Genomic DNA, 25,394 nt, shown 5'->3' with positions numbered 1-25,394 from the left:
AGACCAGCAGCTACCCCACGCCCCGAAACCCACCACCGGCCCGAATCACACCATGATGGACCGAAACAATCACTCGGGAATCAAGCCGGTGGATCCAGGCTCAGTAGCGATACCTACGCCTTACGAGACCGTGAGCGATCAGGTTGCGTGGTGCTTCGGCGTGCTGTCCAGTGGCGTTTTGCCTGATCAGAGCACGTGCGACAGGTCGCCCCGTGCTACCACGTGATGCACCGTCCAAGGGCGTCTGTCCACCGGTGGTCCACCGGGCGCCTGTCACCGGCCCGCCCGTGAGGCTGCCGACCGGTCGGAGAGCCGAGCGGAGGTCGCTGTGGGGCCTCTACAAACCATCCGCCAGTGGGTTCCTCCGCGGATACCGTTTTGAGGCGAATCGGCATCGAGTGGCAGCTTCATGAGAACCGACCCTGTCATGCCGCGCGTCCTGATCTACGGTGTCGTCAGTCACCTACAGGGGGGAGGGGCCGTGGAGCAGGCTAGGACAGCGCTCGCCGAGCGAATTGCCGACCGGAGACGGGGAGTCGGTGATCCTCGGGCGCTGGTCGGTGAGATGCGGCGCTCGGTCCTTCTGGTGCCGACAGCCGGTGAATGCCTCTGGTCGGCGCGGTTGGGTGGGGCGCGGTGGATCTGTGGGTTCACCGACGAGACCGCACTGGCCCGGTTTTCCCGGCTTCACGCATCCGGTGATCAGGCTGCGGACTATGCGGCGCTGTTGGGCGCGCGCATCGTCGACGAGGTCGTGCCGTCCCTGGGTGAGCCCGCCGGCCTCGCCGTCGACATCGCCACCGAGGACGGGTCGATGTTCTTCCCGCCGGTCGTCGGCATCGTTCCTGAGTCGGTCGCCGTCGACGCAGGTGGGGCGGAGGAGGTGCGCGGTCATGAGCGGTGACGGGGCTGACCTGCATCTCGACAAGGCGTCTGTCGCCAAGTTCACGAAGGGCGTGGGCGCGACCATCGACGAGCTCGGTGATCTCGGTGGTGCCACCGGTTCGGTGATGGGCAAGGGCTTCTCGGAGCTGGCGATGACCGGGATGGAGGCCGGGCACCACGGTCTCTCGGTTGACTTCGAGGACTTCTGTGAGCGCTGGGAGTGGGGTGTGCGGGCCCTGGTGCGGGACGCCAGTGGGCTTGCGAACCGGCTCGGCCTGGCGGCGGGCACGCAGTGGGAGCACGACCAGTACCTCGCGGGCACGCTCAAGGTGGGCGCTAACTCCCTGTTCGGCGGGAACCCGCACGCGAGCGAGGAGGAGATCGCGGGGCAGGACTGGGGCGACATCTTCACGCCGGACTATCTGAACCCGGACTTCAGCCCCGAATCGTTCGAGAAGGCCGGCCAGGACATGGGGCAGACCTGGAAGGACACCGGCCGCTCCGTCCTCACCGCGGGCTACGGCGGCCGGCAGTCCGACATGTTCAACAACGCGCTCGGCATCTCCGACGATCAGTTCGATCAGGCGCTGGACGACACTCTCGGCCCGTCACCGGAAGAACGCGCTCAGCAGGCGCAGCAGCAGGGCGAGTCAGGGGGGAACTGACCGTGGGTATCGGCGACTTCCTCAGTGACATCACGCCCGACTCGATTGAGGACGCGATCGAGGACGGCGTCGAGTGGGCCGGCGACCGGGTCGAGGACGTCGGGAACTGGACAGCCGACAGGCTGGACGACGTCGGCTGGGAGTCCGGTGCGGACTGGGTGCGCGAGCAGTCCCGTTCGGTCGCCAACCGGATGGGCGCGGAGGTCGACGAGATGGACCTCGGGCAGACCGAGGACAAGACCAAGCTGATCTACGGCAGCCCAAGCAAGATCAACTCCACCGTCGCGAAGCTCCGCGCCTTCCAGTCGGCCTTCGATGACACCGGTGACGGTCTCAAGGGCCTCGATTCCGGACAGCTCAAGGGCGAGACGGCCGACGCATTGCGCACCGCGGTGGGCACTCAGCCGCCCAAGTGGTACGCCGCCGCCGATGCCAGTGCGAAGCGATCGGAGCTCTCGACGCGTTCGCCGACACCGTCACCTGGGCGCAGGGGCAGGCGCAGACGGCGATCGACAAGTGGAAGGCGGGCGTCAAGGCCTCCGAGGGTGCCGCGGACGCCCACCGCAAGAAGGTCGACGACTACAACAGCGCCGTCGACCGCTACAACGCCCAGCCCGCCGAAAAGCGCGACCCGTCCTCGCTTCCTCCCAGGCCCGCGTCGACGTTCGAGGACCCCGGCAAGAAGCTGATGCAGGATGCGCAGGACCTCCTCGCCGAGGCGCGCAAGCAGCGGAACCCGGCTGCGCAGACCGCGCGCACGGCGGTGTGTGCCGCCCGCGACATGGCGCCGCAGAAGCCGTCGTACGCCGAGCAGTTGCGCGACGGGGTCGAGGAATTCCAGGTCATGAGCATGCATCTGGACGGCGGCATCATCAAGGCCACGGCGGGCATGCTCAACTTCGTCCGCAGCGTCAACCCCATGGACCCGTACAACCTCACGCATCCCGCCGAGTACGCCACGTCCCTCAACAGCCTGGCCGCCGGCCTGGTGGTCACCGCCAACGACCCGGTCGGCACCGGCACCCAGATGGTCAAGGACTTCATGAAGGACCCGGCCGAGGGTTTCGGCCGGCTGATTCCCGATCTCGCGCTGACCGTCGCCACCGGTGGTGGCGGCGCCGCGGTGAAGGGCGTGCGCGTTGCAGAGGAGGCCGCCGACGCCGCACGGCTGCGCAGGCTCGTCGACGACGCCCCGGAAGGCACCCACAGCCGGCCCGACGGCGAGCGAATATCCGACGGCACCGACCCGGTGGACCTCGCCACCGGCCGGATGTACCTGCCGCAGACCGACGTCGTACTGCCCGGCATCCTGCCGCTGGTCTTCACCCGCCGCACCGAGTCCGGTTGCACGGCCGGCCGCTTCCTGGGGCCCTCCTGGACGTCCACCGTCGACGAACGTCTGCAGATCGACGCCATCGGCGTCATCCACGTCACCGCCGACGGGCTCCTGATCCGATACCCGCACCCCGCCCCGGGCGCGCCGACCACGCCGGAAACGGGCAGGGGCCGCACCCTGCTGGCCCGTGACATCAACGGCGACTACACGGTCACCGACCCCGACAGCGGCCTGGTCCTCGACTTCACCGCCCCGTCCGGCAGTGAACTGGGGGCGACGGCGAGGCCTGGCTGTCGGACATCACCGACCGCAACGGCCACACGATCAGCGTCGACCGCGACGAGGACGGCCTGCCCCTGGCCCTGGTCCACTCCGCAGGCCACCAGCTGAACCTGTCCACCGCGGACGGCCGGGTCACCGCCCTGTCCCTGGCCGGTGCGGGCGAGGGCGGCGCGGACCTGCCCCTGATGAGCTACGGCTATCAGGACGGCGACCTCGCCACCGTCAGCAAGCGGTCGGGCGCCACGACCACCTTCGTCTACGACGACCGCCGCCGCGTCACCGCCTGGATCGACTCCAACGGAAGCCGCTACGACTACGTCTACGACCGGGACCGTGTCGTGACGGAGGGCGGTGAGGCCGGCCACGTCCAGATCACCCTGACCTACACCGAACCCGACCCCGAGACGGGCCACCGCACCACCACGCTCACCACCGCCGACGGGTGCGGGCCGGTCGCCAAGGGAATGGTGAAGTACGAGATGCATCCGTCGTTCCTGGAAGAGTTCGGCCAGCACGCAAAGGTCCACGACACCAAGGGCCCCAATGGAGCGGTGCGTTTGGAGTTCGAAATTCCCGTGGAGAAGCTGGACCGGTTCAACGAGCTCACACAGGGCCGCAGTTGGGTTTCGATTTTCGGAGGACTAAAATAATGTTCCGTAATCATCAGGAGCTAGATGTGACCGTGATCGCGGTCGCTCCGGTGGGCTCGGAGGTCGATGCCAACGGCGAGACCGGATTCATCGACCAGGTGAAGCATCCCTCCTGGTGGGACGAGGACACCGCACCGCCCCAGGTCGGGGACCGGTTGCACGTCGTCGTGCTCGATGCGAGCCGGGAAGAGCCGCGATTCAGCGCGCTGCAGAGCGACATCGACATCGCTCGTCGCCTCCGGGGCACCGGTGCGTGAGGTCACGCCAAAGGGTGAATCCATGGACAGATCGACAGTGGCCTTTCGCAAGTGGGAGGCGCATTAATTCCCGACGGGAGAACTGGTCACCGCTGACGAGCCGATCGCCGGCTTCGACGAGTTGGAGGACCGCTTGCTCGCGGACCACTCTCGGATGCGCCGTATCGTGCTTCGTCTAAGTCCTGTCTCGCCGCTGCACTGCTGGTACCTGCACTGGAGCGATGGAACCGACCTGGCGTCCCTCGACAGGCGGTTCGCTGCCGGGACAGCGACCGAAGAGGACTTCGCCGGGGCCGTTGTCGGAGAGCCTTACCGCACCTCGCACCCAGCCTGCGGCGCAGAGTTCCGGGTGATCGAACTGACCACTGTTGTTCCCTTGTTCTCCGACAGTCTCGAGCGCTCACGCGCCCACTCGTACCGCAACGAGTGCCCGGTCTGCGGGGGCCGCTTCCAGGGCGGCGCGCTGGAGTTCATCACACCCGAAACGTCGTGAGGCGCGTTCAGGCCGGGGCCAGTAGGGACCCTCAGTGGGCGGGCGTCGCCTTCGCACAGGCGGACGGTGCCAGTGCCGCCTGCAACGGATGGTTCGACATAGGCGGCATCGACCATGAGACTGAGCTTCGATGACGGCTGGCGCGCGACGGAGGATCCGCTGCACCTCATCCCCCGCTTCGCGGGCACCTCCGTCCGCACCGCGCCCGACGCGGACATGAGGGAACGGGACAAGTTCCTCGTGGACACGTTCGGCAGCCAGGAATGGTTGGGGGAATCCCCTGACGTCCTCCGGTTCGCCCCGGCCGGCCGGTAGCTGGTCGGTGCCGAGTTCCAGGTGCCGGAGGTGTCCGCTTCCGCCGAGGACTCCGCCCGCGTTCTCGTCACGCCTGCGGTACGCCCGGGCGGGCTCCGCGCGGACGAGGGCCTCCGACGCAGGTCACAGGCCCTTCCTAAGGCAAAACCGCTGGTGGCGGCAGACGAGTCGGGCTGTACGCCCGGTACATGTTCGATGAAGTCTCCTTCCCCGCGGAGGGCGAGTGACGGTTCCCCTCCGCCAAGGAGGTCGTGTGGCTGGGCACAGCCCCCGGTACCGGTCCGGGCACCACCCCCGTCACCGAATCCCGGCACCGTTCCGGTCGGCGTTCGGCCGTGTGGCATCGAACTCACCCCCAAGGTCACCGAAAGCGCGTGTCCCGCACCCGTTTCCTCCTGCTTGGCGACCTACGTTGTCCCGGTGGAGCAGCACAGGACACGTCCCCCGCAGCGCAGGCAGTCTCAGCAGGCCCCGCTGTCCCCGCAGGGCACCATCGACGAAGCCGCCGCCGTCTATCGGGTGATGGACGCGAAGCCGGAGGGCGGCCGGTCCCGGCCGGTGCCGCCCGCCGTTCTCGCGCTGCGCAGGCTGCCGAATCCCCGGCTGACGGGCATCGGTGCGGGGCTCTTCGCCGCCGCCTCCATGTTCGTACTGGCGTGCCTCGACGAGCTGCTGCTCGACGGTTCGTCGACCGTGTTCGGTGTGCTGTTCCTGCCGGTCAGCGCGCTGACCGCGCTGTGGGTGCGGCCCGCGGACCTGGTCACCGCCCCGATCATCGTGCCGATCGCGTTCGCCGTCGGGGTCATTCCGATCTCCGGCGGCCCCGGCGGATTCGCCGGTCAGACCATGGCGCTCATCACCGCGCTCGCCGTACACGCCGGGTGGCTGTACGGCGGGACGCTCATCGCCGGGCTCATCGCGACCGTGCGGAAGGTACGGCTGATGCGGCAGCGGCAACGTCAGCGCCGGATGCTGCTCGCCGCGCAGACGGCCCGGGCCGCGCAGCCGCCCCGTCGCCCCCAGGGCTGAGCGGGGGCCGGGACGGGGCACACACCGTCCTATGCCTTGTCCGCCGCCGCCATCGCCGCTCCCACGATGCCGGCGTTGTTCTGCAGCTCCGCCGGCACCATCTCGGCCCGTACGTGTTCGATCAGCGGCAGGAACCTGTCGGCCTTGCGGCTGACTCCGCCGCCGATGATGAAGAGTTCGGGCGAGAACAGCATCTCCACGTGGGCGAGGTACTTCTGCAGCCGGTGCGCCCAGTGGTGCCAGCTCAGCTCCTCGTCCTCCTTGGCCTTGGTGGAGGCGTGCGTCTCGGCGTCGTGGCCGTTCAGCTCCAGATGACCCAGCTCGGTATTGGGAACGAGCGTGCCGTCGATGAAGAGGGCGCTGCCGATCCCGGTACCGAGCGTCAGCACGATGACCGTCCCCTTGCGGCCGCGGCCCGCGCCGAACGTCATCTCCGCGATGCCGGCCGCGTCGGCGTCGTTCAGAACGGTGACGGGGAGGCCGAGCCTGTCGCCGAGCAGTCCGCGGGCGTCCGTGTCGATCCAGCCCTTGTCGACATTGGCCGCGGTACGGGTGCATCCGCCGGTGACGACGCCCGGGAAGGTGATGCCCACCGGACCCGACCAGTCGAAATGACCGACCACCTCGGCCACGCACCCGGCCACGTCCTTGGGCGTGGCCGGGTGCGGCGTCAGCACTTTGTGGCGCTCCTGCACCAGGTCTCCGCGGTCCAGGTCAACAGGAGCGCCCTTGATCCCGGATCCGCCGATGTCCACGCCGAAGATCTGCATGCAATCCACGGTACGGGCAGCAGGCCCCGCCCACTTCCCGGAGCGGGAGGCCGTCGGCGCGAAGCCGTCATTCCCCGGCGAGTGCCGCGGCCTCGGCGCGCAGATCGCGGCGGAGCTCCTTGGGGAGGGAGAAGGTGATGGACTCCTCGGCCGCCTTCACGATCTCCACGTCCTCGAAACCGCGCTCCGAGAGCCATGCCAGGACGCCGTCGACCAGGACCTCGGGAACGGACGCGCCCGAGGTGACGCCGACCGTCGAGACACCGTCCAGCCAGGCCTCGTCGATCTCGTCCGCGAAGTCGACCAAATGGGCGTCACCGGCGCCGGCGCCGAGGGCGACCTCGACCAGGCGGACCGAGTTGGAGGAGTTCTTGGAGCCGACGACGATCACGAGGTCGGCGTCCGCGCCCATCTGCTTCACGGCGATCTGGCGGTTCTGCGTGGCGTAGCAGATGTCGTCGCTGGGCGGCGAGATCAGGAGCGGGAACTTCTCCTTCAACGCGCCGACCGTCTCCATCGTCTCGTCGACGGAGAGCGTGGTCTGGGAGAGCCAGACGACCTTCGACGGGTCGCGCACCTCGACACCCGCGACGTCCTCGGGGCCGTCGACCAGCGTGATGTGCTCGGGGGCCTCGCCGGAGGTGCCGATGACCTCCTCGTGGCCCTCGTGGCCGATCAGGAGGATGTCGAAGTCGTCCTGCGCGAAGCGGACGGCCTCCTTGTGGACCTTGGTGACCAGGGGGCACGTCGCGTCGATCGTGGCGAGCTTCCGCTCGGCCGCCTCCTTGTGCACGGTCGGCGCGACGCCGTGCGCGGAGAACATCACGATCGAGCCCTCGGGCACCTCCGCCGTGTCCTCGACGAAGATCGCGCCCTTTTTCTCCAGGGTCTGTACGACGTACTTGTTGTGGACGATCTCGTGGCGTACGTAGACCGGGGAGCCGTACTGCTCCAGGGCCTTCTCCACGGCGATCACGGCACGGTCCACGCCCGCGCAGTAGCCACGGGGAGCGGCGAGCAGGACGCGGCGGGGTGTCGTAGCAGTCATGCGCCCCATCGTAAGGCCGCGTCGGACGGGCGGAAGATCCACGGGGTCGCGAGACTGATCCGTACGCGATCGACGGAGGGCTCATGGCGGGGACCGGCAGCGGCGACGGGGGCGCGGGCGCGGTGGTGCGGGGTGCGCATCAGGAGGCGGGCAGGCTGCGGCGGACGCTCGGCTTCCGGGATCTTGTGGTCTACGGGCTCCTCTTCATCGCGCCGATGGCGCCCGTCGGTGTGTTCGGCACGCTCGACGCGAAATCCGGCGGTGCGGTCGCGCTGGTCTATGTCGTGGCGACCGTGGTGATGGCGTTCACTGCCTTCAGTTACGCCCAGATGGTGCGCGTCGCCCCGCTGGCGGGCTCGGTCTTCGCGTACGCGCGCAGGGGGCTCGGGGAGGGGCCGGGGTTCATCGCCGGGTGGATGGCGATGCTCGACTATCTGCTGATCCCTGCGGTCGCCTATCTCTTCTCCGGAATCGCGCTGAACGCGCTCGTGCCGTCGGTGTCGCAGTGGGTGTGGACGGCACTGGCGGTCGTCGTCACCACGTTCCTCAATCTCTGGGGCGTGCGGGCCGCCGCCCGGGTCGGCTTCGCGGTGCTCGCGATGGAGATCGTGGTGCTGCTGGTGTTCCTGGTGTCGGCGGTGGTGGTCCTCGTACGGGACGGGGCGCAGCGCGGCTGGCTGACCCCGCTCACGGGTGATTCCGGCTTCTCCCTGTCGGCGGTGCTGGGGGCGGTGTCGGTGGCCGTGCTGTCGTATCTGGGCTTCGACGCGATCGCCTCGTTCGCGGAGGAGGTGACGGGGGGCTCGTCGAAGGTGGCGCGGGCGGTGCTGTTCTGTCTGGTGCTCGCGGGTGTGCTGTTCGTGGTGCAGGGGTATCTGGCGGCGCTGCTGGAGCCGATGACGTCGGCGGAGCTGGCCGCCGATCCGGCCGCGCAGGGCTCGGCGTTCTACTACACGGTGGACTCCGCGGTCGGGACCTGGCTGCACGATCTGGTGGCGCTCAGCAAGGCGATCGGGGCGGCCTTCGCGGCGCTGGCCGGGCAGGCGGCCGCCGGGCGGTTGCTGTTCGCGATGGCCAGGGAGCGGCGGCTGCCCACGCTGCTGTCGAAGGTCGATCCGCGGTCCGGGGTGCCGCGGGTCGCGATCCTGCTGGCCGCGGTGGTGACGCTGGTGGCGGCGGTGTGGGCGGCCCGGCGCGCCGACGGCCTCGACCGTCTGGTGTCGGTCGTCGACATCGGTGCGCTGACGGCGTTCGTGCTGCTGCACGCGTCGGTGGTCGGCTGGTTCGCCGTACGCCGGATGGAGGGGCCGCCGAGCTGGTGGCGGCATGTGCTGGTGCCGGTGGTGGGTGCTGGGGTACTGATCACGGTGATCGTGGAGGCGACCGCGAGCGCCCAGGTGGTGGGGGTGTGCTGGCTGGGGGTGGGGCTGGTGGTGCTGGCCTTGCAATTGGGGCGACGCACGGCCTGATTCGAGGAGTTGTTGTGTCCTGCCGATGGGGTGGGGCTGCCGTCGTGGGTGCGGAGTGGCGGGGGAGGCTGCCGTCCCCGGCAGGGCTTGGCTGCCGTTGTCGGAGCCGGGGGAGGCTGCCGTTGTCGGCGGCTGATTGTCGGTGGGGGCGGATACGCTCGCTCGCATGGCTCTCCAAACGTCCGCGGAAGCTCCGCTGCCCGTCGGTGATGTGTCGCGGCTCATCGGCGGCTGGATCGACCGGCTCGGGGCGGTCTGGGTCGAGGGGCAGATCACGCAGTTGTCGCGGCGGCCGGGCGCGGGCGTGGTGTTTCTGACGCTGCGCGACCCGTCGCAGGACATCTCGGTGAGCGTGACGTGCTTCCGCCAGGTCTTCGACCGGATCGCGGACGTGGTGACGGAGGGGGCGCGGGTCGTCGTCCTCGCCAAGCCCGAGTGGTACGCGCCCCGCGGCCAGCTGTCGCTGCGGGCCACGGAGATACGGCCGGTCGGCATCGGTGAGCTGCTGGTCCGCCTTGAGCGGCTGAAGAAGTCGCTGGCCTCGGAGGGGCTCTTCGCACTCGAACGGAAGAAGCCGCTGCCGTTCCTGCCGCAGCTGATCGGGCTGGTATGCGGGCGGGCCTCGGCGGCCGAGCGCGACGTCCTGGAGAACGCGCGGCGGCGGTGGCCCGCGGTGCGGTTCGAGGTGCGCAACACCGCGGTGCAGGGGGTGCACGCGGTGAATCAGGTGGTGCAGGCCGTGAAGGAGCTGGACGACCTTCCGGACGTCGACGTGATCGTCGTGGCACGGGGTGGCGGCAGCGTGGAGGATCTGCTGCCGTTCTCGGACGAGCAGCTGATCCGTACGGTCGCCGCGTGCCGTACGCCGGTGGTGTCGGCGATCGGTCATGAGCCCGACTCCCCGCTGCTCGACCTGGTCGCGGATCTGCGCGCCTCCACGCCGACGGACGCCGCGAAGAAGATCGTGCCCGATGTGGGTGAGGAGCTGGACCGGGTGCAGCAGTTGCGGGACCGTGCGCTGCGGACGGTACGGGGGCTGCTGGACCGGGAGGAGCGGGGGCTGGCGCACGCGTTGGGCCGGCCGTCGATGGAGCGTCCCCTGTGGATGGTGGACGAGCGGGCCTCGGAGATCGACGCGCTGATCGGGCGGGGGCGGCGGGTGCTGGGGCATCTGCTGGACCGGGCGGACTCGGAGCTCGCGCACACCCGGGCGCGGGTGGTCGCGTTGTCCCCCGCGGCGACGCTGGAGCGCGGGTACGCGGTGCTGCAGCGGGCGGACGGCCATGTGGTGCGGGCTCCGGACGACGCCGGGCCGGTGGGCGAGGTCCTGCGGGCGCGGGTATCGGGGGGCGAGTTCGCGGTGCGGGTGAGCGAATGAGCGCGGGTCCGGGGGCGGGAGCCCTCGAAGGTGATGACGGACGAGGCCGAAGGCTCCTCGCGGGGCGGAACGTAGGGTGGAGCGCATGACGGACGACGGGACCACGGCGACTGGTGCCACGGGCACGCTCGGCTACGAGCAGGCCCGTGACGAGCTGATCGAAGTGGTACGCCGCCTGGAAGCGGGCGGTACGACGCTGGAGGAGTCCCTCGCGCTCTGGGAGCGGGGCGAGGAGCTGGCGAGGGTGTGCCGGCACTGGCTCGAAGGCGCGCGCGCACGGCTGGACGCGGCCCTGGCGGGGCCCGCGGAGAACGGCGGCGCACAGACAGCCGGCAACGAGAGCGGCAACAAAAACGGCTGAGACAGCCCTGGACGGGCCCGGCCGGGGCGGGGTGCCGTGGGCTGCGGTCCGGGCGGGTGCGTACGCCTCGGCGCGAAAGAGCCGCTCTGTGGGCCGTCGTGGGCCGCCCTGTGGAACGGATCACCCTGCACCGCTTTAGTTGAAAGTTAACCTACCTCTCCGTTACGGTGACCGTCGTTGCTCGATCCCCCCGCACGCCCGGAAGGTAATACGCACCATGTCGCTCGTTCTTGACCCCGCCGCCCAGGATCTCCTCTTCCGCGAGGCCCGCACCGCCAACACCTTCACCGACGAGCCGGTGACCGAGGAGCAGGTCCAGGCGATCTACGACCTGGTCAAGTACGGCCCCACCGCCTTCAACCAGTCGCCGCTGCGCGTGATCCTGGTCCGCTCCGACGAGGGCCGCGAGCGCCTCGTCAAGCACATGGCCGAAGGCAACCAGCAGAAGACCCGGACCGCCCCGCTCGTCGCCCTCCTGGTCGCCGACAACGAGTTCCACGAGGAGCTCCCGGCTCTGCTGCCGCACTTCCCGCAGGCCAAGGACGCGTTCTTCTCCGAGCGCCCGGTCCGCGAGTCGTCCGCCGAGCTCAACGCCGCGCTGCAGGCCGCGTACTTCATCATCGGCGTCCGCGCCGCCGGTCTGGCCGCGGGCCCGATGACCGGCCTCGACGCCGCGGGCATCGAGAAGGAGTTCCTGGACGGCGACCACAAGCTGCTGATGGTCGTCAACATCGGCAAGCCGGGCGAGGACGCCTGGTTCCCGCGCCTGCCGCGTCTCGCCTACGACGAGGTCGTCACGACCGTCTGATCACCCCCCTCTGTACGGATCCGGCCCTGGAGCAGCACGCGTGCTGCTCCAGGGCCGGATCCGTAGGTGCGCGTACGGCGTCAGGGACATCAGGACGACTTGAGTGCGGCGGCCATCTCGGCCAGCCGCTCCGTCGAGGCCGAGCCCGTGACCACCGTGGTCGCACCCTTGTCCTGGCGCACGAGGGCGTCGTACTTGTCGCCCTTCCAGTGCTGCCACGCCTCGCCCGCGACCTGCCGCGTACGCCCGGTGTCCTTGGCGTCATGACTGACCTCGGTCACGTACTTCTTCGTCGGGGAGGTGGACTGCTCCACCGCGACGTACTTGCCCTCCGGGTCGAGGAAACCCAGGTGCCAGCTGTCGCCGGCCTCGCGGTCGTAACTGACCGAGGTCGGCTTCCAGTCCTTGGCCAGTCCGTCCGGAGCGGCCACCGGGTACGGTGCCGCGCGCCGCGCCGTCAGGAGCTCCACGCGGTAGTCGACCGCCTTGACCGGGTTGGCGTTCTCGTCGTGCGGAACGAAGATGTAAACGAGCCCCGCCGCGGCGGAGATCACCGCCATCGACAGGAACATGTCCCGCACTGTCTGCTTGCCTCGCTTGCTAGCCACGGGTCCATGGTCGCATCAGGCCCGAGAGGCCCGAGCCCGGGGCAGCCGCTCATACGTGACCCGGTCTGCTCATTTTGTCGACCTGACGATAGAGTCGGAGCACCCTCTTCCGGTCGTCGTCGTACAGAAAGGTGCGCTCCGATGTCCGAGCATCATCTGCCGTCTCAGCTCGAGGTCTCCCCGGAGGCCCCCGACCGCAACCTCGCCCTGGAGTTGGTCCGGGTCACCGAGGCCGCCGCCATGGCGGCCGGACGCTGGGTGGGCCGTGGCGACAAGATCGGCGCCGACGGCGCAGCCGTGAAGGCCATGCGGACCCTCGTCTCCACCGTCTCGATGAACGGCGTCGTCGTCATCGGTGAGGGCGAGAAGGACGAAGCCCCCATGCTGTTCAACGGCGAGCGCGTCGGTGACGGCACCGGCCCGGAGGTCGACATCGCGGTCGACCCGATCGACGGCACGACCCTGAACGCCAAGGGCATGCCGAACGCGATCGCCGTGCTGGCCGCCGCCGACCGCGGCGCCATGTTCGACCCGTCCGCGGTCTTCTACATGGACAAGCTGGTCACCGGGCCCGAGGCCGCCGACTTCGTCGACATCAACGCGCCCGTATCGGTGAACATCCGCCGTGTCGCGAAGGCGAAGAACTCCGCCCCCGAGGACGTCACCGTCGTCATCCTCGACCGCCCCCGCCACGAGGGCATCGTCAAGGAGATCCGCGAGACCGGCGCCCGGATCAAGTTCATCTCCGACGGCGATGTCGCGGGCTCGATCATGGCCGCCCGCGAAGGCACGGGCGTCGACCTGCTGATGGGCATCGGCGGCACCCCCGAGGGCATCATCTCGGCCTGCGCCATAAAGTGCCTCGGCGGTGTCATCCAGGGCAAGCTCTGGCCGAAGGACGAGGCCGAGCGGCAGCGCGCGCTGGACGCCGGGCACGACCTGGACCGGGTGCTGGCCACCGACGACCTGGTCAGCGGCGACAACGTGTTCTTCGTCGCGACCGGCATCACGGACGGTGAGCTGATGCGCGGTGTGCGGTACCGCGCGGAGACGGCGACCACCGAGTCGATCGTCATGCGGTCCAAGTCCGGCACCATCCGGAAGATCGACTCGACGCACCGGCTGTCCAAGCTGCGCGCCTACAGCGCGATCGACTTCGACCGGGCGCAGTAGCCCCCGCCCCGGGTCCGGGGAGAGGAACGCGAAGAGGCGCCCCCGTGTGCGGTGGGGGCGCCTCTTCGCGCGTACGGACGTGCACACGGACCTGCAGGGCGCATACGGACGCGGCGCGGGTGCGTCGCGACGTAACACGGGCGCGTACGGAGCCGGACGGGCGCGCACGGAGGTACCCGGACGACGGCGCGAAGGGACCGATCGGTCCGGTCCGGTCCAATCCCGCCCGGCCCAGTCCCGCCCAGTCCGAGCCGGTTCAGCCCCCCGTTTTCCCGCCCGGTCAGCCCGCCGCCGCGATGCGGCCCGTCGCGCCGGAGGATGCGGATGATGCCTTGAGTTCCATCTCGCGCCGTCTGCGACGGGCGAGCACCACACGGCGTTCGGCGGCGGTGAGGCCGCCCCAGACCCCGTACGGTTCCGGCTGTATAAGGGCGTGTTCCTGGCATTGGACCATCACCGGGCAGCGCGCGCAGACCCGCTTCGCGGACTCCTCGCGCGCGAGTCTGGCAGCAGTCGGCTCCTTCGACGGGGCGAAGAACAGCCCGGCCTCGTCCCGGCGGCACACCGCCTCCGAGTGCCAGGGGCCTGCCTGGTCCTCCCGAGCGGGGATGCGCTGGGGAGGGACGGCGGCGACCTGCAGGGGCTGATGCGGCAGTTGCAGCACGGTCTACTCCTGACGACGGCTTACGGCTTCGCGAGCGAGAGACGATGCAGCAGTCCCTACCCGCTGTGCGTGTGCCTATGCACTGCGTGGCACCGGTTCCGGGCGGCGCAATTGCGAGCGATCAGGAATTTGGCTTGTTTTCGAGGGAAGAAGGAAGGAAGCAGGAGGGAGGGGAGGGAGGAAGGGGTTCGGGAGAGGGAAGGGCGGACCACTTCACCCCTGGTCGAAGTATTTGCGCAGCCGGTTCTGGAGATCCGCGATGAACTTCCCTCGCTTGGGCTTCGCCTCGACGCTGCCGAACACCGAATAGCCATTGACGACGACCACGGGCGCTTCGGGGTCGGCGGATTCCAGCGTGGCGACTTCGAAATTACCGAAGACGCCCGTGCCGCTGCCGCGCAGCGAGATGTTCTCGGGGACCTTGATCTCGACACTTCCGAAGATGGACGTCGCATTGACCACCGTGAGCCTCTGGCCGAAAAGCGCCTCGGTCAGATCGATCTCCACACTGCCGAAGAGCGCGAAGGCGTTCGTACGGCCGCCGACCCGCCAACGGCCCTTGCGGGTGGAGCTGCTGAAGATCGCCACCAGGTTCTCGGCGGGGCCCGTCGGGCTCGCCTGGCCATGTACGTCGGCCGCGGCGGCCGGGCGGGAGGCGCCCGACGGGTCGGGCAGATCCCGTACCAGCGGTTCGAGCTCGCCGACGGTCTTGGCGCGGTAGACCGCGTCGACCCGCTCGGCGTGTTCCTCGGCGGTGAGCCGGCCCTCGGCCATGGCCTCGCGCAGGACGTCCGCGATCCGGTCGCGGTCCGCGTCGGAGGCGCGGATACCGGCCGGCTCTGCCGGGGCTACGGGCTGCTGGGGGTGCTTTTCGAGGTCCACCGGCCCAGCGTACCCAAACGCGATAGATCGCGACTAGCCCCCGCCCCGCCTCCGCCGTGTCGCCCCCGTGCCGCCACCCCCGCACGGACGGCGGACTGCGAACTGAGCCTTACCTCACAGCTTGGGTGTCCGTGCGGCGTTCTACTCTGGTGGGTGCGCTGCCCAAGGGAGGGCAGCCGCCGTCTGCCGAGTGAGGAATGGCCGTAATGCCAGAGTTTGCGTACTCCGATCTGCTCCCCCTGGGAGAGGACACCACGCCGTATCGTCTGGTGACCTCCGAGGGTGTCTCCACCTTCCAGGCCGACGGTCGTACGTTCCTCAAGGTCTCGCCGGAGGCGCTGCGCACGCTGGCCGCCGAGGCCATGCACGACATCTCCCACTACCTGCGCCCGGCCCACCTGGCACAGTTGCGGCGGATCGTGGACGACCCCGAGGCGTCGCCCAACGACAAGTTCGTCGCGCTCGACCTGCTGAAGAACGCGAACATCGCCGCCGCCGGTGTCCTGCCGATGTGCCAGGACACCGGTACCGCGATCGTCATGGGCAAGCGCGGGCAGAACGTACTCACCGAGGGCGGTGACGAAGAGGCCCTGTCGCACGGCATCTTCGACGCGTACACCAAGCTCAACCTCCGCTATTCGCAGATGGCTCCGCTCACCATGTGGGAGGAGAAGAACACCGGCTCGAATCTGCCCGCGCAGATCGAGCTGTACGCCACCGACGGCGGTGCGTACAAGTTCCTCTTCATGGCAAAGGGCGGCGGCTCGGCCAACAAGTCGTTCCTCTTCCAGGAGACGAAGGCGGTCCTCAACGAGGCCTCCATGATGAAGTTCCTGGAGGAGAAGATCCGTTCGCTGGGTACGGCCGCCTGCCCGCCGTACCACCTGGCGATCGTCGTCGGCGGTACGTCGGCCGAGTTCGCGCTGAAGACCGCCAAGTACGCCTCCGCGCACTACCTGGACGAGCTGCCCGCCGAGGGCTCCCCCACGGGGCACGGCTTCCGGGACAAGGAGCTGGAGGAGAAGGTCTTCGAGCTGACGCAGAAGATCGGTATCGGCGCCCAGTTCGGCGGCAAGTACTTCTGCCACGACGTCCGTGTCGTCCGCCTCCCCCGGCACGGCGCCTCGCTGCCCGTGGCGATCGCCGTCTCCTGCTCGGCGGACCGCCAGGCCACCGCGAAGATCACCGCCGAGGGCGTCTTCCTGGAGCAGCTGGAGAAGGACCCGGCGCGCTTCCTGCCCGACACCACGGACGAGCACCTGGACGAGTCCGGGAGCGTCGTGGAGATCGACCTCAACCGGCCGATGGACGAGATCCTCGCCGAGCTGACCAAGTACCCGGTGAAGACCCGGCTGTCCCTGACCGGTCCGCTGGTCGTGGCGCGCGACATCGCGCACGCCAAGATCAAGGAACGGCTGGACGCGGGCGAGGACATGCCGCAGTACCTGAAGGACCACCCGGTCTACTACGCGGGCCCGGCGAAGACGCCCGAGGGGTACGCCTCCGGTTCCTTCGGCCCGACGACGGCCGGCCGCATGGACAGTTATGTCGCGCAGTTCCAGGCGGCGGGCGGCTCGAAGGTGATGCTCGCCAAGGGCAACCGCTCCCGGCAGGTCACCGAGGCGTGCGACGCGCACGGCGGTTTCTACCTGGGCTCGATCGGCGGTCCGGCGGCACGCCTCGCGCAGGACTGCATCAAGAAGGTCGAGGTCGTCGAGTACGAGGAGCTCGGCATGGAAGCGGTGTGGCGGATCGAGGTCGAGGACTTCCCCGCGTTCGTCGTCGTCGACGACAAGGGCAACGACTTCTTCACCGAGCCCGCCCCGGCGCCGACGTTCACCAGCATCCCGGTGCGGGGCCCGGGTCTCGCCTGACGGGGCAGTCCCTCCCGTAGCCACGATTCTTGCGGGGCGTTCCGGTCACGTTTCATCGGCCGGGACGCTCCGCGCCGTTCCGCGTCACTCCCCCGCGCTCCTCCGCGCTCCTCCGCGCTTCTCCGCGCCGTTCCGCGTCACTTCCCCGCACTCCCCCTCACTTCTCCGCACTTCTCCGCACTTCTCCGCGCTCCTCTTCACTCCTCCAGCAGTCCCGACGTCGCGAGGAGATAGCCGAGTTGGGCGCGGCTGTTGCTGCCCAGCTGCTCGGAGACCCTCCGGACGTGTCCGGCGACGCTGCGGCGGCCCATGCCGAGCCGGCGGGCGATCGACTCGTCCGTCTCCCGGTCTGATGGTGGCGCTAAGAGGCGCGACCGCCCTCGGTTCGTCGTCCCACAGCGCCGCGCTGCCGGTCTGTTCCGCCGGGCTCGACGCCTCGCACCCCGCCGTGTTCGGCAGCGCGTTCTGGTGTCTGTGGGCGCTGGGGACTCCCGCTCACCGCTCCGGCGCCGATGGTGGCAGGCCGGTGCCGTGAGGGTTCACCTACGACGGTATTCAGCCAATCTTCGGGCGCTCCGTACGCGACCGGCAGCCCGGCCCCGTGGCGGCACGCCCGGCGCGGGGGCGCGGCCGGTACCACCGGCCCGGATCCCGGGGCCGCTGCGGCACCGCAGCTTTCGCGCAGCGGGGCGCGCCGCGGACTTGCACCGCGCCGTGCCGCTGCGGTGGATTGTCGAACGTTCCTGACGTACCGAAGCACTCCGCCTCCCCGAGGAGGCGGGAAACCGCCCTGGGAACCAGGAATCAGCCGCCACCCCCACTGATCCACCCTCACTCTCACCGTCGAACACCGGAAAGGCGGACGCCGTATGACGCCGCTTCCCCACCGCAGCCACGCCGACGACCTGCTGTCGTTCATCAGGGCCAGCCCTTCCCCGTACCACGCGGTGGCGAGCGCCGCCCAGCGCCTGGAGAAGGCCGGCTTCCGTGAACTGCACGGCACGGCCGACTGGACGGGCACGACCGGCGGCAGCTTCGTCGCCCGCGACGGCGCCCTGATCGCCTGGTACGTCCCCGAGGGCGCCCCGGCCCACACCCCGTTCCGGATCGTCGGCACCCACACCGACTCCCCGAATCTACGGGTCAAGCCCACCCCCGACACCGGGGCCGCGGGCTGGCGGCAGGTCGCCGTGGAGGTCTACGGCGGCGTGCCGCTGAACACCTGGCTCGACCGCGATCTCGGCGTCTCCGGGCGGCTGGCACTGCGCGGCCCCGGCGGCGGCGTCGGGTCCCGGCTCGTCCAGATCGACGAACCGCTGTTGCGGGTGCCCCAGCTGGCCATCCACCTGGACCGCACGGTCAATGAGGGGCTCGCCCTCGACCGGCAGCGCCATCTCGCCCCGCTGTGGGCGCTCGGGGCGCCCGAGGAGGGCGCGTTGCTGCGCCGGGTCGCGGAGGCCGCGGAGGTGGAGAGGGCGGATGTCCTCGGCTGGGACCTGATGCTCCATGACATCCAGCCGCCCGGGTATCTCGGCGCGGACCGGGAGTTCGTGGTGTCCGCGCGGCTGGACAATCTGGTGTCGGTGCACGCCGGCGTCACGGCTCTGGCGGGTGCGGCGACCGCGGCGCAGGAGCCCTCGTACGTCCCCGTCCTGGCGGCCTTCGACCACGAGGAGGTCGGCAGCGGTTCGCACACCGGTGCGCAGAGCCCGCTGCTGGAACGGGTCCTCGGCCGCTCGGTCACCGCGCGCGGCGGCAGCCCCGAGGACTGGTCCCGTGCCCTGTCCGGTTCCTTCTGCGTCTCCGCCGACATGGCACACGCGGTCCACCCCAACTACGCGGAACGGCACGACCCGGGCCACCACCCGCTGCCCAACGGCGGCGCCACGGTCAAGGTCAACGTCAATCAGCGGTACGCCACCGACAGCACCGGCATGGCGGTGTTCGCGGCCGCGTGCGAGCGGGCGGCCGCGCCGTGGCAGCCGTTCGTCTCCAACAACGCGATGCCGTGCGGCACCTCGATCGGCCCACTCACCGCGGCCCGGCTGGGTGTGCCGACGGTCGACGTGGGGGTGCCGGGGCTGTCCATGCACTCCGCGCGCGAGCTGTGCGGGGCCGCGGACCCCGGCCATCTGGCCGCCGTCCTGGGCGCGTTCGTGACGTCCGGCTGAGGTAGGCCGGGAGTGCGGGGCGGGACGGCCCGGGTCGCGAACGCCCGGGCCGCCCCGCCCCGCCCTGTTCCGTAGGACGGAGTTACGCGAATCGCTGGTTCGCGCCGCCGTCGCAGTTCTGCAGCTTGAGCGGGTCCTTGGCCGCCGCGAGCGTCAGACACAGTCCGGTCGAGGCCGCCGGGCGTATCGTGCCCGACTGCTTGACGAACTGCTGGTTGGCCGCTCCCGAGCAGTTCCACAGGATGAGCGTGGCGCCCGCCTTGTAGTCCGCGCCGGGCACGTCCAGGCACCGGTCGTGACTCAGTTCCGTACGGATGGTCTTCGTGCCGGAGTCGTACCACCAGCCCTGGTTGCGGCCGCCGTGGCAGTCCCAGCCGCCGATCCGTGTGTTGTCGCGGGTCACCGAGGCGGGAACGTCCACGCAGGTGCCCGTGGCCTCGTTCTTCAGGGGCTTGAAGGCGTCGTCCCATGCCGTGGCCTGGAGCACCGGCTGTCCGGTGCTGGCCGGGTCGGCGCAGCCCGCCTCGCGCAGGGAGGAGTTGTAGATCTGGGTGAGGCAGGAGGCGAAGGCGGCGTGGCCGCGCGCGTTCGGGTGGAAGGACTGCCGGACGGAGTTGGAGTCCGGCGGGAAGTTCGACAGGTCGATGTAGAGGCCGCGGGCCCAGGTGTCGTCGCTGCAGACCTCGTGACCGTGGAAGAGCCGGGAATTGTCGAGGTAGACGGCCCCGGTGTCGGCGGCGGCCTTGCGCATGCCGCGTTCGAAGGCGGGCACCGCGACGTTACGGCCCCAGGCGGCGTCGGAGTCGTATCCGGCGCAGCCGCCGGGAAGCTTGCCGGGGAAGTTCGGGTTGTCGTAGAAGTCCGGGCCGATCGGGCTCGGGTAGCCCATGACGACGAGCTTGTAGTCCCCGTTGCCGTAGCCGGCGTCGGACATGACGGTCCTCAGATCGCGCACCGTCTTCTCGACCTTGGGGACGAGTCCGTCGACGCGCGCCTGCCAGCCGCCCTCGTACTTCGGCTGGCAGGTGCCCTGGGAGAGCACCCAGCGCGTGACGCAGTCCGTCATGACCGGGCCGAACTGGAGGTCGTCATTGGCGCCCGCGACCAGCACGATCATCTTGATGCGGGTGTTGCGGGCCTTGATGGCGAGGTTGTCGCTCTGCACGAGTTCGTCGGCGTACTGCTTCGATCCGCCGATCACGATGTTGCCGGTGTACGCGCCGGAGCAGGAGACGTTGTACGTGACGTCGGCCGGGATTCCGGTGCGGTGGATGGCGGAGTCGGGCGAGCGGTGGCACCAGTTGTCGGGGCCGTTGGTGCCCGCCTCGTACGTGCCGACGCCCTCGCCGGAGATCTCGCTGTCGCCGAGCGAGATCAGTCCCGTCTTGCGGTCGGCGAGCGGGCGCTCGGCCGGGTCGCCGTACAGCCGGGTGGCTTCGGCGGCGCGGATGGTCTCCAGCTCGGGCGACAGGGGGGTGGATGCGGTAGTGGTGGTAGCGGACCGGTCCGCCGCGCCGGCCGGTCCCGCGGCGGCGGCCATACCGCCGAGTGCCGCCGCCATGGCCGCGGCGGCCGCGACCGTACAGCGAAGTCTGTGCCTGGTGCGCCTCATTGAGTCTCCCCTGGTTTGTGGTTACCCCCGGTATTTACTGGCCGGTAGGCGACTTGGGAATACACAGAACAAGACAAGTGCTCAACTTTTTTAGGAGGTTGCACCCCATGGACGAGTCACAGGCCGGTACGCAGTCCCCCGCCGGCGGTACGGATTTCCGCGTCGAGCACGATTCGATGGGCGAGGTGAGGGTCCCCGCGGACGCCAAGTGGCGGGCCCAGACGCAGCGCGCGGTGGAGAATTTCCCGATCTCCGGGCAGCGTCTGGAGCGGGCCCACATCGAGGCCCTGGCCCGGATCAAGGCGGCCGCGGCCAAGGTGAACGCCGAACTGAAGGTGCTCGACCCGGACATCGCCCTGGCCATCCAGGAGGCCGCCGAGGAGGTCGCCGACGGGCGCTGGGACGCGCACTTCCCGATCGACGTCTTCCAGACCGGGTCCGGCACCTCGTCCAACATGAACACCAACGAGGTCGTGGCCACCCTCGCCACCGAGCGCCTGGGCCGCGAGGTGCACCCGAACGACCACGTCAACGCCTCGCAGTCGTCCAACGACGTCTTCCCGTCCTCCATCCACATCGCCGCGACCGCCGCCGTCACCGGCGAGCTGATCCCGGCGCTGGAGCATCTGGCCGCCGCGCTGGAACGCAAGTCCGCCGAGTTCGCGACGGTCGTGAAGTCGGGCCGTACGCATCTGATGGACGCCACGCCCGTGACCCTGGGCCAGGAGTTCGGCGGCTACGCGGCACAGGTCCGGTACGGCATCGAGCGGCTGCACGCCTCTCTCCCGCGCCTCGCCGAGCTGCCGCTGGGCGGCACGGCGGTCGGCACCGGCATCAATACCCCGCCCGGCTTCTCCGCCGCCGTCATCGCCGAGGTCGCCCGCGTCACCGGGCTGCCGCTCACCGAGGCCAGGGACCACTTCGAGGCGCAGGGCGCACGGGACGGGCTCGTCGAGACGTCCGGCCAGCTCCGTACCCTCGCCGTCTCGCTCACCAAGATCTCCAACGATCTGCGCTGGATGGCGTCCGGACCGCGCGCCGGTCTGGCCGAGATCAGCCTGCCCGATCTCCAGCCGGGCTCGTCGATCATGCCGGGGAAGGTGAATCCGGTCATTCCCGAGGCCGTCCTGATGGTCGCGGCCCAGGTGATGGGCAACGACCAGACGGTCGCCGTCGCGGGCGCGGCGGGCAACTTCGAACTGAATGTGATGCTTCCGGTCATCGCGAAGAACGTGCTGGAGTCGGTACGGCTGCTGGCCAACGCCTCCCGGCTGCTCGCGGACCGCACGATCGACGGGATCACCGCGAACGTGGAACGGGCCAGGGAGTACGCCGAGTCCTCACCGTCCGTCGTCACCCCGCTGAACAAGTACATCGGGTACGAGGAGGCGGCGAAGGTCGCCAAGAGGTCCCTCGCGGAACGCCGGACGATCCGCGAAGTGGTGCTGGACTCGGGATATGTCGAGCGCGGCGACCTCACGGTGGAGCAGCTCGACGAGGCGCTGGACGTCTTGCGCATGACCCGCCCGTGACAGGCGTCGCAGCGAAGGGGCTCCGGCATCTCTAAGATCTGCCCATGGCAGGTACGGAGTACATCGAGCGCGTCGGGCACTGGGCGCCGGGCGAGCAGATCCTGTGGCGTTATCGCGGCAACGGCCCGCTGCCCGGGGAAGCCGCACCGGGCCCCGCCCCGCGCCCGGTCCACATCTGCCGGCCCGTCACCGTCGTGCAGGACACCGACGAGTTGCTCGCCGTGTGGGTCGCGCCCGGCACCGAGTGCGTGAAGCCGGTGCTGGCCGACGGCACCGAGGTGCACGACGAGCCGCTCGCCACCCGCTACACCGCCCCGCGCACCACCGCCCGCTCGGCCTGGCTCGGCAACGGCGTGCTGAAGCTCGCCCGTCCCGGTGACCCCTGGTCGGTCTGGCTGTTCTGGGATCCCGGCTGGAGATTCCGCAGCTGGTACGTGAACCTGGAGGAACCGCGCACCCGCTGGGCGGGCGGCGTCGACTCCGAGGATCACTTTCTCGACATCTCCGTCTACCCGGACCACAGCTGGGTCTGGCGCGACGAGGACGAGTTCGCCCAGGCGCAGCGGGTCGGTCTGCTGGCCCCGCGGACCGCTCAACGGGTGCGGGAGGCGGGCCGCGCGGCCGTCGAGGTGATCCGGGACTGGGGAGCGCCGTTCCGGGACGGCTGGGAGAACTGGCGGCCCGATCCGCAGTGGCGCGTTCCGGCGCTCCCGGATGACTGGGACCGTACCCCCTCCCCCATGGCCTCGTGAGACCCTTGATGCACCCCAGGGGGGCAAACGTAGGATCGTCCTCCGGAGGGGCGTGCCAATCCAACCTGCGGGCGGGGCGCCGGACCTGACCGTAAGTCATCGCACGAGCAACACGCACTGCATGAGCTACATGAGCCACATCAGTCGTATGAATCGTATGAGCCACTACGAGGGGGTGGAGACGTGCTCGCTGTCGCCCGCCCCATCATCGGAAACGTTGTCGGCGAATCACCCTGCGGGCATCCGGTTTCGGCCCCTCTTTCGGGGGCATCCGGTGACAGCCGTTGTTATCGCTGCTCCCGTCGGGGCACAGTAGCGCCCCACGAGGTGATTGCCTCATACAACCGGCCCGGACGGACGGAACCCCACGCGTGACGGAGCATCCCACCTCCCACGAAGGCCGGCAGCCTCTCGCCGCCCGGTCGCAGGAACGCACCCGGCCGCGGCAGCAGGATGCCGCGTCGGCCGCTTCTCCTGCCACCGCCGCGATTCCCGGCCCCGCCACGGCGCCGAGCACCGGAGCGAATCCGGCGGCGGTCGCGGCTTCCGCTGCGCCCGCGGCCTCTGCGCCTCCGGCGGCTTCGGCGGCTCACGCCGCGAACCCCGGCCCCGCAGGGCTCGATCCCCAGGCACCGGCCCGTCGCGAGGGCGACCGGCTGCGTTTCGTGGGGGCGGCCACCCGGCGGATCGCCCGCGGCATAGACCTGGACGAGATCGTGCTCGGCCTGTGCCGGGCCAGCGTGCCGACGTTCTCCGACGCCATACTGGTCTACCTCCGCGACCCGCTCCCGGTCGGCGACGAGCGGCCGGTCTCCCCTTTCGTGCTGCGGCTGCGCCGGTCCGACCGGCTGCGGCTGAACGAGGAGGAGGCAGGGGCCTCGTCCGAGATCGAACGCCTGCGGCTGCCCGCCATCGATCCGCACGGCGATCTGCCGCCCGCGGCCGAGCTGTGCGAGGTCCGCTCGGGCGGCGCGCTCACCGAGGTGCTGCGCGGGGTGCGGCCGGTCTTCGGGGACTCCGCGGCAGCCCGCGCCGCGCTGCCCGAACTGCTCGGCGCCGGCCGGGCCGTACCCACCGGACACCGTGCGATCCTCGCTCCGCTGCGCGGCCGACGGCGGGTGATCGGCGCCGCCGTCTTCCTGCGCGGGACCGGGCGGCCGCCCTTCGAGGCCAATGACCTCCTGGTCGCCGCCCAGTTGGCGACGCACACCGCGCTCGGCATCGACAAGGCCATGCTGTACGGCCGCGAGGCGTACATCGCCGACGAGCTCCAGCGCACCATGCTGCCCGACTCGCTGCCGCAGCCGACCGGCGTCCGGCTCGCCTCCCGTTATCTCCCGGCCGCCGAGACGGCCCGGGTCGGCGGCGACTGGTACGACGCGATCCCGCTGCCCGGGAGCAGGGTCGCCCTGGTCGTCGGGGACGTCATGGGCCACTCCATGACGTCGGCGGCGATCATGGGCCAGCTGCGCACCACCGCGCAGACCCTCGCCGGGCTCGACCTGCCGCCGCAGGAGGTGCTGCACCACCTCGACGAGCAGGCGCAGCGGCTCGGCAGCGACCGCATGGCGACGTGCCTCTACGCGGTCTACGACCCCGTCGCGCACCGCATCACCATCGCCAACGCCGGGCATCCGCCGCCCGTCCTGCTCCACCTGGGTGGTCGCGCGGAGGTGCTGCGGGTGCCGCCCGGCGCCCCGATCGGCGTCGGCGGGGTGGACTTCGAGGCCGTCGAGCTGGACGCGCCCGCGGGCGCCACGCTGCTGCTGTACACCGACGGTCTGGTGGAGTCCCGGCTGCGGGACGTCTGGACCGGGATCGAGATGCTGCGCGAACGGCTCGCCGCCACCGCCCGGCTGACCGGCCCGGACCACTCGCCGCCGCTGGAGGCGCTGTGCGACGACGTCCTGGACATGCTCGGCCCCGGTGACCGGGACGACGACATCGCGCTGCTCGCCGCCCGGTTCGACGGGATCGCGCCGAGTGATGTCGCGTACTGGCACCTGGAACCGGAGGAGACCGCTCCGGGGCGGGCCCGCAGGCTGGCCCGCCGGGCGCTGAGCCGCTGGGGGCTCGACGATCTCTCCGAGTCGGTGGAGCTGCTGGTCAGCGAGGTGGTGACCAACGCCGTGCGTTACGCGGAGCGGCCGGTGACGCTGCGGCTGCTGCGTACCGACATCCTGCGCTGCGAGGTCGGCGACGACGCCCCGCAGCTGCCCCGGCAGCGCCGGGCCCGGGACATGGACGAGGGTGGCCGCGGCCTGTTCCTCGTGAACCGGCTGGCCCGGCGGTGGGGGGCCACGCGGCTGTCCACGGGCAAGGTCGTCTGGTTCGAGATGCCGGTCCGGGGCCAGTAGAAGAGACGGGGAGAAGGGTCCGG

23 protein-coding genes and 2 pseudogenes are annotated in these 25,394 nt (G+C 70.2%); 18 read left to right on the top strand and 7 right to left on the bottom strand.

All coding sequences use genetic code 11. From position 1 onward, the window contains the following. Window positions 1–427: 427 nt before the first annotated feature. From OG936_RS22815 to OG936_RS22785, 7 genes and pseudogenes are all read left to right on the top strand, one after another. Window positions 428–904 (top strand): SseB family protein, encoded by a 477-nt coding sequence (locus tag OG936_RS22815; protein WP_406497058.1) that lies wholly within the window; start codon window positions 428–430, stop codon window positions 902–904. Further along, window positions 894–1,550, top strand: coding sequence for a hypothetical protein (locus OG936_RS22810; protein WP_406497056.1), 657 nt, complete (start codon window positions 894–896; stop codon window positions 1,548–1,550). The genes OG936_RS22815 and OG936_RS22810 overlap by 11 nt, the downstream gene beginning before the upstream one ends. Before the next feature lie 2 nt (window positions 1,551–1,552). Next, window positions 1,553–3,611, top strand: a pseudogene (locus OG936_RS22805) (putative T7SS-secreted protein); the annotation flags it as partial. Window positions 3,612–3,844: 233 nt separating this feature from the next. After that, window positions 3,845–4,075, top strand: coding sequence for a hypothetical protein (locus OG936_RS22800; RefSeq protein WP_406497054.1), 231 nt, complete (start codon window positions 3,845–3,847; stop codon window positions 4,073–4,075). Window positions 4,076–4,229: 154 nt separating this feature from the next. Then, the gene (locus tag OG936_RS22795; RefSeq protein ID WP_406497053.1) at window positions 4,230–4,568 is read left to right on the top strand and encodes a hypothetical protein; all 339 of its coding nucleotides are present in this window, start codon (window positions 4,230–4,232) and stop codon (window positions 4,566–4,568) included. Window positions 4,569–4,682: 114 nt separating this feature from the next. Continuing rightward, window positions 4,683–4,883 (top strand): hypothetical protein, encoded by a 201-nt coding sequence (locus OG936_RS22790; protein WP_406497051.1) that lies wholly within the window; start codon window positions 4,683–4,685, stop codon window positions 4,881–4,883. A 420-nt stretch (window positions 4,884–5,303) separates the two neighbouring features. Continuing rightward, window positions 5,304–5,912: a DUF6542 domain-containing protein gene (locus OG936_RS22785; protein WP_406497050.1), complete on the top strand. Its 609-nt coding sequence runs from the start codon at window positions 5,304–5,306 to the stop codon at window positions 5,910–5,912. Window positions 5,913–5,941: 29 nt separating this feature from the next. Here the strand turns inward: OG936_RS22785 and ppgK are convergent, their stop codons facing one another. Beyond that, a complete protein-coding gene (gene ppgK / locus OG936_RS22780; RefSeq protein ID WP_406497049.1) occupies window positions 5,942–6,682 on the bottom strand; it encodes a polyphosphate--glucose phosphotransferase in 741 nt (246 codons plus the stop codon). Window positions 6,683–6,749: 67 nt separating this feature from the next. Next, entirely contained in the window at window positions 6,750–7,739 is a 990-nt protein-coding gene (locus tag OG936_RS22775) for a 4-hydroxy-3-methylbut-2-enyl diphosphate reductase (protein ID WP_406497047.1), read from the bottom strand. 74 nt (window positions 7,740–7,813) lie between these two features. Between OG936_RS22775 and OG936_RS22770 the strand changes: the two genes are divergently transcribed. The 4 genes from OG936_RS22770 to OG936_RS22755 all read left to right on the top strand — a co-directional run bounded on the left by OG936_RS22770 (window position 7,814) and on the right by OG936_RS22755 (window position 11,746). Next, on the top strand, window positions 7,814–9,199 hold the full coding sequence (locus tag OG936_RS22770) for an APC family permease (protein WP_406497045.1): 1,386 nt from the start codon (window positions 7,814–7,816) through the stop codon (window positions 9,197–9,199). Between the two features lie 166 nt (window positions 9,200–9,365). After that, window positions 9,366–10,577 carry an exodeoxyribonuclease VII large subunit gene (xseA, locus tag OG936_RS22765; protein ID WP_406497043.1) on the top strand — a complete coding sequence of 404 codons (1,212 nt, stop codon included), beginning with the start codon at window positions 9,366–9,368 and terminating at the stop codon, window positions 10,575–10,577. A gap of 85 nt (window positions 10,578–10,662) precedes the next feature. Then, window positions 10,663–10,938: an exodeoxyribonuclease VII small subunit gene (locus OG936_RS22760; RefSeq protein ID WP_406497042.1), complete on the top strand. Its 276-nt coding sequence runs from the start codon at window positions 10,663–10,665 to the stop codon at window positions 10,936–10,938. Window positions 10,939–11,155: 217 nt separating this feature from the next. After that, window positions 11,156–11,746 (top strand): malonic semialdehyde reductase, encoded by a 591-nt coding sequence (locus tag OG936_RS22755; RefSeq protein ID WP_406497040.1) that lies wholly within the window; start codon window positions 11,156–11,158, stop codon window positions 11,744–11,746. An 89-nt stretch (window positions 11,747–11,835) separates the two neighbouring features. On the opposite strand, the gene OG936_RS22750 is transcribed toward OG936_RS22755, so the two are convergent. Next, the gene (locus OG936_RS22750) at window positions 11,836–12,354 is read right to left on the bottom strand and encodes a DUF4245 domain-containing protein (RefSeq protein ID WP_406497038.1); all 519 of its coding nucleotides are present in this window, start codon (window positions 12,352–12,354) and stop codon (window positions 11,836–11,838) included. 141 nt (window positions 12,355–12,495) lie between these two features. Here OG936_RS22750 and glpX point away from each other — a divergent pair, with 141 nt between their 5' ends. Next, window positions 12,496–13,527, top strand: coding sequence for a class II fructose-bisphosphatase (glpX, locus tag OG936_RS22745; RefSeq protein ID WP_383752504.1), 1,032 nt, complete (start codon window positions 12,496–12,498; stop codon window positions 13,525–13,527). 280 nt (window positions 13,528–13,807) lie between these two features. On the opposite strand, the gene OG936_RS22740 is transcribed toward glpX, so the two are convergent. Both OG936_RS22740 and OG936_RS22735 read right to left on the bottom strand, forming a co-directional pair. Continuing rightward, a complete protein-coding gene (locus OG936_RS22740) occupies window positions 13,808–14,191 on the bottom strand; it encodes a WhiB family transcriptional regulator (protein ID WP_383752507.1) in 384 nt (127 codons plus the stop codon). Between the two features lie 213 nt (window positions 14,192–14,404). Further along, window positions 14,405–15,073: a DUF1707 domain-containing protein gene (locus OG936_RS22735; protein WP_406497036.1), complete on the bottom strand. Its 669-nt coding sequence runs from the start codon at window positions 15,071–15,073 to the stop codon at window positions 14,405–14,407. 197 nt (window positions 15,074–15,270) lie between these two features. On the opposite strand from OG936_RS22735, the gene OG936_RS22730 reads away from it, so the two are divergent. Beyond that, complete coding sequence (locus OG936_RS22730) at window positions 15,271–16,947, top strand: fumarate hydratase (protein ID WP_406497034.1); 1,677 nt, start codon at window positions 15,271–15,273, stop codon at window positions 16,945–16,947. A 197-nt stretch (window positions 16,948–17,144) separates the two neighbouring features. Here the strand turns inward: OG936_RS22730 and OG936_RS22725 are convergent. Beyond that, window positions 17,145–17,294 (bottom strand): annotated as a pseudogene (locus OG936_RS22725) (LuxR family transcriptional regulator); the annotation flags it as partial. Between the two features lie 5 nt (window positions 17,295–17,299). Between OG936_RS22725 and OG936_RS22720 the strand changes: the two are divergent. Beyond that, a complete protein-coding gene (locus tag OG936_RS22720; RefSeq protein ID WP_406497032.1) occupies window positions 17,300–17,482 on the top strand; it encodes a hypothetical protein in 183 nt (60 codons plus the stop codon). A gap of 334 nt (window positions 17,483–17,816) precedes the next feature. Further along, entirely contained in the window at window positions 17,817–19,118 is a 1,302-nt protein-coding gene (locus OG936_RS22715) for a M18 family aminopeptidase (RefSeq protein ID WP_406497030.1), read from the top strand. Between the two features lie 82 nt (window positions 19,119–19,200). Here OG936_RS22715 and OG936_RS22710 read toward each other — a convergent pair whose 3' ends face one another. Next, complete coding sequence (locus OG936_RS22710) at window positions 19,201–20,730, bottom strand: ricin-type beta-trefoil lectin domain protein (protein ID WP_406497028.1); 1,530 nt, start codon at window positions 20,728–20,730, stop codon at window positions 19,201–19,203. A 107-nt stretch (window positions 20,731–20,837) separates the two neighbouring features. Here OG936_RS22710 and OG936_RS22705 point away from each other — a divergent pair, with 107 nt between their 5' ends. From OG936_RS22705 to OG936_RS22695, 3 genes are all read left to right on the top strand, one after another. Beyond that, on the top strand, window positions 20,838–22,262 hold the full coding sequence (locus tag OG936_RS22705) for a class II fumarate hydratase (RefSeq protein ID WP_406497027.1): 1,425 nt from the start codon (window positions 20,838–20,840) through the stop codon (window positions 22,260–22,262). 44 nt (window positions 22,263–22,306) lie between these two features. Then, the gene (locus tag OG936_RS22700; RefSeq protein WP_406497026.1) at window positions 22,307–23,014 is read left to right on the top strand and encodes a DUF402 domain-containing protein; all 708 of its coding nucleotides are present in this window, start codon (window positions 22,307–22,309) and stop codon (window positions 23,012–23,014) included. A 371-nt stretch (window positions 23,015–23,385) separates the two neighbouring features. Further along, window positions 23,386–25,371 carry a SpoIIE family protein phosphatase gene (locus OG936_RS22695; RefSeq protein WP_406497024.1) on the top strand — a complete coding sequence of 662 codons (1,986 nt, stop codon included), beginning with the start codon at window positions 23,386–23,388 and terminating at the stop codon, window positions 25,369–25,371. The last annotated feature ends 23 nt before the right edge of the window (window positions 25,372–25,394 follow it).

It is taken from the genome of Streptomyces sp. NBC_00846 (assembly GCF_045207325.1).
Lineage (GTDB): Bacteria > Actinomycetota > Actinomycetes > Streptomycetales > Streptomycetaceae > Streptomyces.
This window is presented reverse-complemented; position numbering and strand designations above follow the sequence as displayed.